General features: G+C 66.7%; 11 protein-coding genes. 4 read left to right on the top strand and 7 right to left on the bottom strand.

The window, feature by feature from the left end; genetic code table 11:
- The 6 genes from E2481_RS09905 to E2481_RS09880 form a co-directional block, all read right to left on the bottom strand.
- Entirely contained in the window at positions 1-729 is a 729-nt protein-coding gene (locus E2481_RS09905) for an SDR family NAD(P)-dependent oxidoreductase (RefSeq protein WP_136716980.1), read from the bottom strand.
- Positions 730-793: 64 nt separating this feature from the next.
- Positions 794-1,903: a site-2 protease family protein gene (locus tag E2481_RS09900; protein ID WP_136716979.1), complete on the bottom strand. Its 1,110-nt coding sequence runs from the start codon at positions 1,901-1,903 to the stop codon at positions 794-796.
- Positions 1,904-1,995: 92 nt separating this feature from the next.
- Positions 1,996-3,093: an NADH:flavin oxidoreductase/NADH oxidase gene (locus E2481_RS09895; protein ID WP_136716978.1), complete on the bottom strand. Its 1,098-nt coding sequence runs from the start codon at positions 3,091-3,093 to the stop codon at positions 1,996-1,998.
- Positions 3,094-3,159: 66 nt separating this feature from the next.
- Positions 3,160-3,792, bottom strand: a complete 633-nt coding sequence (locus tag E2481_RS09890) for a hypothetical protein (RefSeq protein WP_136716977.1) — start codon at positions 3,790-3,792, stop codon at positions 3,160-3,162.
- Positions 3,793-3,841: 49 nt separating this feature from the next.
- Positions 3,842-4,795, bottom strand: a complete 954-nt coding sequence (locus E2481_RS09885; RefSeq protein WP_250137793.1) for an NADP-dependent oxidoreductase — start codon at positions 4,793-4,795, stop codon at positions 3,842-3,844.
- 110 nt (positions 4,796-4,905) lie between these two features.
- On the bottom strand, positions 4,906-5,787 hold the full coding sequence (locus E2481_RS09880) for a universal stress protein (protein ID WP_136716975.1): 882 nt from the start codon (positions 5,785-5,787) through the stop codon (positions 4,906-4,908).
- Between the two features lie 90 nt (positions 5,788-5,877).
- Between E2481_RS09880 and E2481_RS09875 the strand changes: the two genes are divergently transcribed.
- A complete protein-coding gene (locus E2481_RS09875) occupies positions 5,878-6,747 on the top strand; it encodes a universal stress protein (RefSeq protein WP_136716974.1) in 870 nt (289 codons plus the stop codon).
- A gap of 18 nt (positions 6,748-6,765) precedes the next feature.
- Here E2481_RS09875 and E2481_RS09870 read toward each other — a convergent pair whose 3' ends face one another.
- Positions 6,766-7,923, bottom strand: coding sequence for an MBL fold metallo-hydrolase (locus tag E2481_RS09870; protein WP_136716973.1), 1,158 nt, complete (start codon positions 7,921-7,923; stop codon positions 6,766-6,768).
- 725 nt (positions 7,924-8,648) lie between these two features.
- Here E2481_RS09870 and E2481_RS09865 point away from each other — a divergent pair.
- The 3 genes from E2481_RS09865 (at position 8,649) to E2481_RS09855 (ending at position 12,533) form a co-directional block, all read left to right on the top strand.
- Positions 8,649-9,821, top strand: a complete 1,173-nt coding sequence (locus tag E2481_RS09865; RefSeq protein WP_169302415.1) for an MFS transporter — start codon at positions 8,649-8,651, stop codon at positions 9,819-9,821.
- Between the two features lie 52 nt (positions 9,822-9,873).
- Positions 9,874-10,374 (top strand): gamma carbonic anhydrase family protein, encoded by a 501-nt coding sequence (locus tag E2481_RS09860; protein ID WP_136716971.1) that lies wholly within the window; start codon positions 9,874-9,876, stop codon positions 10,372-10,374.
- A gap of 89 nt (positions 10,375-10,463) precedes the next feature.
- Entirely contained in the window at positions 10,464-12,533 is a 2,070-nt protein-coding gene (locus tag E2481_RS09855) for an AMP-binding protein (protein WP_136716970.1), read from the top strand.
- Positions 12,534-12,581 lie beyond the last annotated feature (48 nt).

The raw sequence follows: 12,581 nt of genomic DNA, 5'->3' as shown, positions 1-12,581 counted from the left end.
TCACCCGAACACCCGTTTCAGGGCGAAATCGGGCATGAGGTCGACGGCGAGCGCGACCAGTCGCCAGCGACGGGTGATGTAGGCGTGGCGCTTCCCGTCCTCGATGGCGTCGACGATCTGTCTGGCCGCCGTCTCCGTCGAGGCCTTCCAGAAGTCCCCGCCGGCCAGTTTCGTGTCGACGAAGCCGGGTTCGATCGTCGTGACCGTGAGGTCCGCATCGCGGGAGTGAGCCCGGTAGCGAAGGCCGTCGAGGTAGTTCGAGACGAACGCCTTCGAGGCGTTGTAGGCCGGAATCGTGCCGTCGCCGGCGTGGGCGGCGACCGAGGAGATGCCGACGAGGTGGCCGTGGCCCTGGTCCTCGAAGTGGGTCATGGCGGCGGTCGCCAGCGCGGTGAACCCGCGGACGTTCGTGTCGATGGTGTCCCGTTCCGGTTCCCAGTCGAGGTCGCGGTTCTGGCGGCCGATCCCGGCGTTGACGACGACGAGGTCGGCCCCATTCATCGCCTCGACCAGGTCGACGAAGGCCTCGCGAGCGGCCTCGGGTTCGGTTACGTCCATCCGCGCGACGTAGGCCTTCGTGGGGAGTTCGTCGCCGAGTTCCTCCAGTTTCTCCTGCCGGCGGGCGGTCAGTCCGAGTTCGTATCCTTCCGCGGCGAGTTCACGGGCGACTGCCTCGCCGATCCCCGACGACGCGCCGATGACGACCGCGCTCCTGTCAGTCGCTGCCATAGCTCGGGTTAACACGACTGTCGGATCCCACAAGAGCATCGGGGGTTTCCGGGCAGTCCGGGTCTCACACCGAGACGACGATGGGAATCGGCGTGAAACAGAGCAGGCCGAGCAGGAGCGTCAGCGCGCCGATCGCCTGCCGGCCGGGACCGACCGACGACTGGTCGATCGGTTCCGCGCCGGGGACGCGGGCCAACAGCAGGGCGAAAAAGCCCCAGACGACCCAGATGAACGCGGCCTGTCCGTCGGCGAACACCAGCAACCCGCCGGCCAGCGAGAACAGCGCCGCGGGCACGAGTTTCCCGACGACGTCCATCCGGTCGCCGACCAGCGCGCGAGTGACGTGTGCGCCGTCGAGTTGCCCGACCGGCAGCAGGTTCAGGAAGGTGACGAACGCGCCGACCCAGCCGCCGATGACGACGGGATTGACCATCAGCGACGGGTCGCTGTACGCGAGCGGCTGGCCGAGCGCCGCCGCGATCCCCTGGATGAGGAGCGGATAGCCCAGTTCCGTCTGCTGGACGAGTTCCGAGCCGGCCACCTCGACGGGCGGCAGCGAGACGCCGATCGCGGTGACGACGACGGTCGCTGCCAGTCCGGCGAGCGGTCCGGCGACGCCGATGTCGAACAGCGCCTCCCGATCGGGGATGTGGTCGTTCATGCGGATGAGTGCCCCGAGCGTCCCCAGGAGGTTCGGGACCGGGATGAAATAGGGCAGCGAGGCCTCGACCTCGTGGTGGCGGCTCAGGGCGTAGTGGCCGAACTCGTGGATCGCCAGCACCGACAGGACGGCGAGGGCGAAGGGCCACGCTTCGAGGACGCGCAGCGGCGCGTCGGAGACCGGCAGGCCGTACCAGCGCGCGCCGGCCAGCAGCGTAGTCGCGACGGTGGCGAGGAACAGCACGACGTTCGTCCACGGAACGGTGTCGACGGCCAGCGAGCGCTCGGTCGCGACCAGCACGTGCTCGCCGGTCTCGTAACGCAGGTCGATCCGGTACCCCCGGTCGCGAAAGCGGGGAGCCAGCCGCTGGACGACCGTGTCCTCGCCGTCCAGTGGCTCCCCGTAGTAGCGGACGTTTCCGTCGTCGACCTCCACCTCGTAGACGTGAAACGCGTCAGTCAACGCAGCCGGATCCGGGAGGTTACTCGGGACGGAGGCTGTCGGCCTCGACATCACTTCGGCTAGGGACGGGAGCGGTAAATACCTGTTCGCGGGCCGCCCGTCCGGCGTTCGGCCCCGCAGTCGCGATTGCTCGCCGGGACGCGTCAGAACGCGCGGTGGTACTGGGGCGGCACCTCGACCTCGTCTTCGCGACCCAACTGCTGGGCGGCGTGGAGCGTGAAGTAGGGGTCACGGAGGTGTTCGCGGCCGACGATTGCCAGGTCCGCACGGTCGTTGCGAACGAGCGAGTCGGCCTGTTCGGGCGTCGTGATGCCGCCGACAGCACCCACGGCCACGTCCGACTCGACGCCCTCCCGGATCTGTCGCCCGTAGCGGATCTGGTAGCCCGGTCCCGCCGACGGGACCTGTTGCTCGGGGTGGATGCCCCCGCAACTGACGTCGACGAGGTTCGCCCCGGCGTCGGCGGCGCGGTCGGCGAAGCGGATCGACTGCTCGACGGTCCAGGACTCGCGATCGGGCAGCCAGTCGGTCGCGGAGATGCGGACGAACACCGGCAGGTCCGACGGCCAGACCTCTCGGACGGCTTCGACGACTTCCAGCGGGAACCGGACGCGGTTCTCGAAGCTCCCGCCGTACTCGTCGTCGCGAGTGTTGGTCACCGGCGAGAGGAACTCGTGGAGGAGATAGCCGTGTGCGGCGTGGACCTCCGCGATCTGGAAGCCGGCATCGCGTGCCCGACGGGCCGCGTCCGCGAACGACTCCCGGACGTCCGCGATGTCCTCGGTCGTCATCGCCTGCGTCGTCGGCACGTCGCCCTCGTAGGGGTAGGGCTCGTCGGTCGGTCCGACCACGTCCCAGCCGCCGTCGGCCGGTTGGAGCGGGTCGTGCCCCTCCCAGGGTCGGCTCGTCGACGCTTTCCGCCCGGCGTGGGCCAGCTGAATCGCGGGAACGGAGCCCTGGTCGCGAATGAACGCCGTCGTGTCGGCCAGCGCGTCGGCGTGCTCGTCGCTCCAGATGCCCAGGTCCTCCGGGGAGATGCGCCCGCGGGGCTCGACGGCGGTCGCCTCCGTCATCACGACGCCGGCCCCGCCGACGGCGCGACTCGTGAGATGCTGGAAATGCCAGTCCGTCGCGAGGCCGTTCCGGTCATCGCAGGAGTATTGACACATCGGCGACACCATCACGCGGTTCGGAATCTCGGTTTCGGCGAGGGAAAGCGGTGTGAAAAGGTCGTCAGTCATCAGGGAATCGAGGGGTCGTCCGGACAAGGGTTCGGTGGTCGCGGCGAGACGGGCCGGTACCCGGGATCAGCGCATCAGGTCGAACGCCACGGCGACGGCCGGGTCCCAGTAGACGAAGCGATACCGGCCGGCGGGCAGGTCCGGACAGACCGTGAGTCGGTCCTCGTGGGTGTGTCCGGCCATGACGCCGTCCTCGGTGAGTTCGAGCGTCCACTCGAAGCCCTCCTCTGGCTGGTGCTCGATGCCCAGATCATTATACTCAAACCCGCGGTCACTCGTTTTTCCCCGCACGTCCTGCCAGCCAGCTTCAGTCTTGACTTCGATACTGTACTTGTGGCGATTCCCGGTCGTTTGCACCTCGTCGCTGACGTTGGTGAATTCGATCGTCGCTGTCTCGCCGTAGTCGTATTCCAGTCGCTCGACCCGAAGCGCAAACTGGGGCGTTTCATCTTCCGTGCTAGTGTCGCCCCAGGAAAGCGACTGCTCGCTGAAATACGACTGTTGAAGCCGCTCGAATCCCTCGTCCTCACAGGTCAGCGCTGGCGGCACTGCCGGAGGGTCACCGTCCGGCCTGACGTGCCCGGACAGGGCTCCAGGCGTCGATCCCCCGCTTTCGTCGCCGTCGAGACACCCGGAAATCGCTGTTCCGAGCCCAGCACCGACGAGCGCAAGGGTACGGCGACGACAGAAATGTTGCATAGGCAACCGGATGTGGCGTCCCGGTAAAGACTTTGTGTTGGCTGTCCTCTCAGTCCTCGACTTTCACGAGCTGCTTGCCGATGTTGACACCCTCGAAGAGGCCGAGGAACGCCTCGGGCATGTTCTCGAAGCCCTCCGTTACTGTCTCCTCGTACTGGAGGTCGCCCTGGGCGACCCACTGGGCGAGTCGCTCGGTCGCCTCGCGGAAGTGCACAGCGAAGTCGCTGACGATGAACCCCTGGACGCGGGCCTTCTTCTCGATGAGCGTGGCGAGTTTCCGCGGTCCCACGGGTTGTTCGGTGGCGTTGTACAGGGAGATCTGACCACAGACCGCGACGCGAGCGAACTCGTTGAGGTTCGCGAAGGCGGCGTCGGTGATCTCGCCGCCCACGTTGTCGTAGTAGACGTCGACGCCCTCGGGACAGGCCTCGCCGACGGCGCTGTAGAGGTTATCGGCGGTCTCGTAGTTGATCGCGGCGTCGAAGCCCAGGTCGTCGGTCAGCCAGTCGGTCTTTTCCTCGGCCCCGGCGACGCCGACCACGCGACAGCCGTTCTGTTTCGCGATCTGGCCGACGGCAGATCCGACGGCCCCGGCCGCACCCGAGACCAGCACCGTGTCGCCGGGTTTGGGCTCGGCCACCTCGAGCAGGCCGAAGTAGGCCGTCCGACCCGGCATTCCGAGGACGCCGAGCGCAGTCGAAACGGGGGCCAGGTCCGGGTCCACGGGCTGGAGAGCGTCACCGTCGGCGGTGGCGTACTCGGCCCAGCGGAGTTCGCCCGTCACCACGTCGCCGGACTCAAAGTCGGGGTGGTTCGATTCGACCACGTCGCCGACGACGGCGGCTTTCATTACGTCGCCCACGTCCCACGGTTCGGCGTAGGACTCGGCGTCGCGCATCCGCCCACGCATGTACGGGTCGACCGAGAGATAGCGGGATTCGACCAGCACCTCGCCGGGGCCGGGGTCGGGAACATCGTTCTCGACGAGTTCGAAGTTCTCCATCGTCGGTTCACCGGTGGGGCGACTGTCAAGAATCCACTGTCTGTTGGTATCGGCTGTCACAGACCGAAGGAGGGGCGAGCGCCCGATTAGTGTTCGGGTGCCGGAACCCGTCACGCCTCGGGCGGAACCACGAGCACGGGCACGCCGACCGACTGCAGGAGCCGCGTCGTGACGGTCCCCAGCAACCCCGTACTGACGCCGGAGTGGCCGTGCGACCCCATCACGACCAGGTCGATGTCGTTGTCCGCGACGTACGCGCTCAGTTCCTCGTGGGGCCGACCGCGAGTCACGGCGGTCTCGACGCCGACGTCGGGGTCGGTGTCGCGGAGCCGATCGGCGACGCCCTCGACGGCGTCGGCCGCGTTCCCTTCCAGCTTCTGGACGAACTCCTCGGAGACGCCGCCGGCGTCGAAGGGGCCGGCCTCGACGAGCAGGTCGATGACGGACACCACGTCGACCGTCGCGTCGAACCGCCCAGCGAACGTCGCGGCGGTCGGTGCCGCGACGGCCGCCGCCTCGCTCCCGTCGGTCGGGACGAGCACCCGCTCGATGGCCACGGCCTCGGGGTCGGTCTCGTCGTCGTACGACGTGGTCAGGACCGGGACGGACCCCTTTCGGAGGACCTTGTCCGCGACGCTCCCGAGCAGTCGCTCCCGCACGCCGTGTGGACCGTGTCGACCCACGACGACGAGGTCGCTGTCCCGGTCGGCCGCGAACTCGAGAATCGCCGTGCTGGGCGTCCCGTCGGTGAGATGGGTTTCGACTGACACGCCGGCGTCGGCCGCCTGCGATTCGGCTTTGGCGAGGATCTCGCGCCCCCGCTCGCGTAGCGTCCCCTCGTCGGTCATCGAGACCAGCGCGGTCAGTCCGCGGTCGATCACGTGAACGACGTCGACTGTCGCGCCCGTGGCGGTCGCCACCGCCAGTGCGTGAGCCATCGCGACGGGTTGGCCATCGCTGCCGTCGACGGCGACCAGAATGTGTTCGGTCATGGACGGGTAGTCACCGCGCCCGCTGTTAAATGTGGGTTTGGCCGCTCGACAGCCCCCGCACTCAAATCCCCGGCGGTCGTTTGTACAGGTATGTTCGACAGGATTCTCGTGCCGACGGACGGGAGCGCTATCGCACGGAACGCCGCCGAGAGCGCCATCAGACTCGCCAGCCGCTTCGACGCGACCGTCCAGGCCCTGTACGTCCTGGGACTCGACGAGTTGCCGCCCGGAGCCGACGTCGACGGCACGGACGCGTTGGCCTCCGTTGGCGAGCGCGCCGTCGACGAGATCACCGACATGGCCAGCGAGGCCGGCGTCGACGTCGACGCGGAGATCGTGGAATCGAGCGGACCCGTCCACGAGGCCATCATCGACCACGCCACCGACCACGACAGCGACCTCGTCGTCATGGGGACCCACAGCCGCACGGGCCTGGACCGACTGGTCCTGGGGAGCGTCACCGAACGGACCCTCCGGGAATCCGACGTGCCGGTACTGACTGTCCACGAGGGCGACGGCCTCCCGGAGAACCTGGCTCTCGACGACGTGCTCGTCCCGACCGACGGGAGCCGGAGTGCCGATGCCGCCGTCGCCCGCGGGATCGACCTCGCGGCCGAGACCGGTGCGACGCTCCACCTCATCACGCTCGTCGACACCAGCAAACCCTGGACCGCGGTCGTCGACGAGGCGGCACTCGACGACGCCGGGAAGGAAATCCTCGACAACGCCATCCTCCGCGCCGAGGCCGCCGACGTCGACGCCATCGAGGGCAGCGTCGGCCGCGGCGACCCCGAGACGGCGATCCGCGACTACGTCACCGACCACGACGTCGATCTCGTGGTGATGGGCACACACGGCCGCACCGGGCTGAACCGGTACCTCCTGGGAAGCGTCACCGAACACGTAGTTCGGACTGCCGAAGCCCCCGTTCTCTCGGTCCGCGCGGGAAGCGACGAGTGACGCCGGCGGCCAGGGGCGTCACTCCGTCATCGCGTCCGTCGTCGCGGCGCAGTTGTTCGGCCCCCGTTCGAGTTGCAGGGCGCGCTGGCGGGACAGCGAACGCTGCCCGAGGTTACTCGCGATGAGTTGCGTGTGGTTCGCGGGTCGCGGTGGCATGTCCGCGAGCACCGACTCGACGAACTCGTCGACCGGCATCGACAGGGCGTCCATCGCGTCCGCCACCTCACCGAGCGTCGCCGTGTAGCTGCCGTCGGCCGCCTGCTCGGCGGCGTCGCTGTAGTGGCCGGGGGCGACGACCGTGGAGTCCGGGAGCGACAGCACGCGGTCCTGCAGCGAGTGGTACAGCTGGGTGGCCGCCTCCGGCGCGCCCTCCGACCCGGCCTCCAGGTCCGGGCGTGCCACGCTCTCGACGAACAGGCCGTCACCGGTGAACAAGACCGCCTCGTCGACGTAGTACGCGGTCATCCCCGACGTGTGGCCGGGGGTGTGGATCGCCTCGATGGTGCTCTCGCCGACCGCCAGGGCCTCGCCGTCCCCGATCGTCTCGTAGGGAGCGTCGTACTCGACGCCGCGGTCCGTCGCCGCCACGGGGACGACCGCCGTCGCGTCGGTGTGTTCGGCGAGCGCCCGGACCCCGCTGACGTGGTCAGCGTGGACGTGCGTATCGACGGCGTACGTGAGGTCGGCCCCGTACTCGGCCGCGGCGTCGACGTACTCGTCGGCGAACGCCAGTAGCGGGTCGATCACGGCCGCCTCCCCCGCCGAGACGACGAGGTACGAGAGACACCCGCTCGAGGGCCGGCGGAACTGCACGATCGTCGCGGCCGCGTCCGTCGTCAGCTCCGTGGCCGCCGAGAGGTCGGCCCACGCCTCCATCCCGCCGGCGAGGTTCCTGACGTCGACGTCGGCCCGCTGGAGGTGTCGCGCCGAGCCCCGGCTGATCTTGCCCGTGCCACACACCGTCACGACCGTCTCCGTCGGGACGTCCGCCAGCACGTCCGCCGGGTCCGTCCGCGTCAGCTTCCGGTCCGGCACGTTGATCGTCTCGACGCTCGGCCCCTCGATGCGCCACTTCTCGAACTCGTGGGGCTGGCGCACGTCGACGACCGTCACCGACTCGCCCGCCTCCATCTTCGCGTACAGTTCCTCGGGCGTTATCTCCGTGACACTCGACATGTTCTTGCCAGAGTAGGCGGGCCGAGCAGCAATAAACGTTGGGTCGATATTGTTGTTTTATCGAAATCTCGTTCCAGACTCAAACAATGATAGCGATATATTAGGCCTTATACAGACGTATCGATGTTATACTGTGTCGTAGTATTTTTCTTTTACCACAATACTACTCCAGGTTGGGACCTGGTCGCTGTTCCGCTGGACGTGCCCTCAGCACGGGGATAACCACGGTCACGTGACGCAACTAGATTCCCCACTCCCGTAGATGAAAGTGGCCATCATTTATTATATCTAACTGTTTCTTCAGTTGGAGAATATGTCAGCTCCACGTATTATCCTCGTTCCGACATGTATCGTCGTGTGCTGAATCAGCACCACCCCCGTTCTCGCCCTATTCCCCCTCGAAAGCCCATAATAATGGCGTTTGACGCAGATATGTTAGATTCCGTACCGAACACCGGCAGTGCGAACCGATCGGAAGAGATGTCCGGTTCGATTCCCACGTATATTTCACTCTAGAGGCTCCTTAGCCTCGAAAGACGCTACGAGACGACTGCGAATCGCGTGCCAAACCAATCATTAATCGCATACGAAATGGAGGTGTCTAAAGTAGGCCTAATATTTTTCTTTTGATAATTACGGCCGTGCGACTTTGAATGAGTGAAACCCCGGACGAGGACGGGGCCGTATCACTTTTTATCCCAGGCGCTACGATGTATCGTAGCGACATGGGTAAGCGAAGGCTGTGGGCAGCGGCGCTGTTCCTGTTCGTCGTCGGCGACGGGATGACGACGCAGGTTCGCGGCGCCTTGCTGCCGAGTATCAAGGAGTCGTTCACGGTGTCGGACAGTCTGCTGGGGCTGGTCGCGCCGGCCGGAACGCTCGGCTATCTCTTCGCGGCAGTGGCCGTCGGGTTCGCGGCGAGTCGGCTCGATACCCGTCGGTTCCTGCTGCTGGGCGCGGGCGGGACGGTGCTGTTTTTGGCGCTGTTGAGCCAGGTCCCCACGTACGCGCTGTTGCTCGTCTTCCTGCTCGGGCAGGGCGCGACGATCGGGATATTCCGCGGCCTGGACAGGCCGCTGTTGAGTTCCCTCTACCCGGAGAATCGCGGACGACTGTTCAATCTCTACGCCCTGACGTGGGCCGTTGGTGCCACGGCAGGCCCGCTGTTCGTCAACCAGGTCCTCACGACCAGCGACTGGCGCGTGACCTTCCTGATACTGGCGGCCGTCTTCCTCCCGGCCTTTGGCCTCATCACCCGACTCGAACTCCCGTCGACCAGAGAGAAGGGAGACCCGTTCTCGCTGAGCGAACTCAGGGGGCTGTTCCGGAGACCCGGAATCGCCGGCATGGCGCTGGCACTCTTTTTCAGCGGGGGTATCGAGGGCGGCTTTTTCACCTGGTTGCCCTACTACGCGAGCCAGTACGTCCCGCAGACGACCGCCAACGTCGTGCTCTCCGGGTTTCTGGTCGCGTACATCCCCGGACGGTTCGTCTACAGTCGGCTCGCGGGACGGATCGAGCCACTCACACTGGTTCTCTCGCTCGCGCTGGCCGCGATGCCGGCCCTCGCGTTCGTCTTCTTCGCCAGCGACGGCTACGGCCTGCTCCCAGGCGTCTTCGTGATCGGATTCCTCGTCTCCGGGTTCTTTCCGACGCTTTCGGCCTTCGGCATCGATACGGTGCCGAACCACGGCGGCCCCGTCAACGCCATCGCCATCAGTGCGAACTTCCTCGGCCTGTCGGTCGTTCCGGTGATCATGGGCGTCGTCAGCGACCAGTACGCGATCACGACCGCGATGCGACTGCTGATTCTCGCCATGGCCGCGCTGGCGCTGGTCGTCGCCGCGTCGAAACGCCGCGTCGACCGAGGGGCACCGACGGCAGGCGCCGCCGACTGACGGCAGCAGTCGCCCCGAAACTGTTAATCCGGGGAGCGCCGAATTCGGCGGCATGCAGCGTTCACTGGCAGCCACGACCCCCGAAACGGATTCGACAGCCTTCGTCTCCGAGATGGCCTACCTCGTCGGTGACGTGACCGTCGGCCCGAACGCGAGCCTCTGGCCGTTCGTCTGTCTGCGCGGCGACAGCGGCCCGACGACCGTCGGCGCGGAGACCAACGTCCAGGAGTTCTCGATGCTCCACGGCGCGACAGTCGGCGACGAGGTGACCATCGGCCACAACGTCGTCGTCGACTACGCGACCGTCGAGGACCACTCGCTCGTCGGCATGTCGAGCACCGTCCAGAAGGGCGCGACCGTCGAGTCGGACTGTCTCGTCGCCGCGGGCAGCCTGGTCACCGAAGGCCAGACGATTCCCGAGGGCCACCTCGCCTACGGCGCGCCGGCCGAGACGAAGCCGCTCACCGACGCTCAGCGAGCCGAAATCGGCCGCGTCCACGAACTGTACGTCGAACACGGCCAGCAGTACAAAGAGGAGGGCCACTTCGAGTGACGGCTCAGTTGCCGACGCGGCCGAGCGTCGCGACCAGTTGCTGTTGACCGTCAGGTTAACTATTCGGGCGCGCACACGTGTACGCGAGCATGACCGAGCAAGCGGAGTCACCGACAGAGACGGGTATCGTCCACGAACCGACGCAGGCGTTCGTCGAGTCGACGAACGTCTGGCAGTTCATGCAGGCGTACGGCATCGACGACTACGACGAACTCATCGAGCGCACGACGACCGAGATCGAGGGCGTTCCCCAGTCGGGTGTCGACTGGTTCTGGGACGAACTCGTCGACTATCTCGACGTCGAATTCTACGAGGACTACGACGACGTTCGAGACGACAGTGAGGGGCCACAGTTCACCGACTGGTACCCCGGCGGCGAGATCAACATCGCGCACAACGTCCTCGACAGGCACGCCGCCCCCGACAACGAACGCCGGAACAAGGTCGCCTGCATCTGGGAGGGCGAAGACGGTGAGATTCGGGAGGTCACCTACCACGAACTCGCCCGGCGGGCCAACCAGGTCGCCAACGCTCTGGAAGCACGGGGTATCGGGACCGGCGACACCGTCGACCTGTACATGCCGATGGTCCCCGAGGTCATCGCCATCCTCTACGGCTGTTTCAAAGTCGGTGCCATCGCGGTGCCGATCTTCTCGGGCTTCGGCGTCGACGCCGCCGCGACGCGGATCGAGGACGCCGAGTGTTCCGTGCTGTTCACCGGCGACGGCTTCCAGCGCCGCGGCGGCGAGATCACGCTCAAAGAGACCGCCGACGCGGCCATCGAAGAAGCCGGCCACGTCGAACACACCATCGTCTACGATCGGCTGGGCCTAGCAGGAGACGGCGAGATTCCCTGGGACGACGACCGCGACGAACACTGGGACGAGGCCGTCGAAACCCAGGACGACGAGTACGAGACAAAATCGCTCCCCAGCGATCAGGAGTCGATGCTGCTGTATTCATCAGGCACCACAGGCAAACCGAAGGGGATCGTCCACACCCATTCGGGCGCGCTGATGCAGGCCGCCAAGGAACTCCACTTCGGGTTCGACCTGAAACCCTCGGACCGGTTTTTCTGGGTCTCGGACATCGGCTGGATGATGGGGCCGTGGACGCTCATCGGGACCCACGCCTTCGGCGGCACGATGTTCATGTACGAGGGCGCGCCGGATCACCCCCAGCCCGACCGCTTCTGGCGGATGATCGACCGCCACGACCTCACCCAGTTCGGCATCTCCCCGACCGCCATCCGAGCGCTCCGGAAGAAAGGCGACGACTGGGTCGAGGGCCACGACCTCTCCTCGCTCCGCATGCTCGGCTCGACCGGCGAGCCCTGGGACCCCGAGTCCTGGCAGTGGTTCTACGAGCACGTCGGCGGCGGCGAGGCACCGATCGTCAACATCTCGGGCGGGACCGAGATCATGGGCTGCTTTCTCATGCCCATGCCGACCCAGCCGCTCAAACCCGGGACGCTCGGCGGCCCCGGCCTCGGGATGAACATAGACATCGTCGACGAGGCTGGCACGAGCATCAGAGACGACCACGAGCGCGGCTATCTGGTCGCGCGCGACTCCTGCCCGTCGATGACGAAATCGCTCTGGAGCGGCGACGAACGCTACCTCGAGGAGTACTGGTCGACGTTCGAGGACCCGCCGCTGTGGGACCACGGCGACTGGGCCCAGAAAGACGAGGACGGCCTCTGGTTCCTCCACGGACGGTCCGACGATGCGCTCAACGTCGCCGGCCGCAAGGTCGGCCCCGCAGAGGTCGAGGGCGCAGCGATGGAACACGACGGCGTCAATCAGGCCGCCGCCGTCGGGGTACCCGACGATACTACCGGGACCGCCGTCGTGCTCTACGTCATCGTCGAGGACGGTGGGGACGACCGGAGCGAGTCCCCAGACAGTCGAGCGGCGCAGCCGCGAGACGGCGTCGCGGAGACCGACGAGTTGCGCGACGACATCCGCGCGGTCATCGGGCAGGAACACGGCAAACCCTTCCGGCCCCGGGAGGTGCTGTTCGTCGACGAGTTCCCCAAGACCCAGTCGGGCAAGATCATCCGCCGGGCCGTCCAGGCGACCTACACGGACGAGGATCTGGGCGATATGAGCAGTATCGAGAATCCCGAGGCGCTCGACGACGTCGAGAACGCCAGATAACGGTCGCGAAACGGATTCGGGTTTGCCGGAAAAAGCTGCGGCAGTGGC

The sequence above is a fragment of the Halorientalis salina genome (assembly GCF_005049285.1).
Taxonomy (GTDB): Archaea; Halobacteriota; Halobacteria; order Halobacteriales; family Haloarculaceae; genus Halorientalis; species Halorientalis salina.
This window is presented reverse-complemented; position numbering and strand designations above follow the sequence as displayed.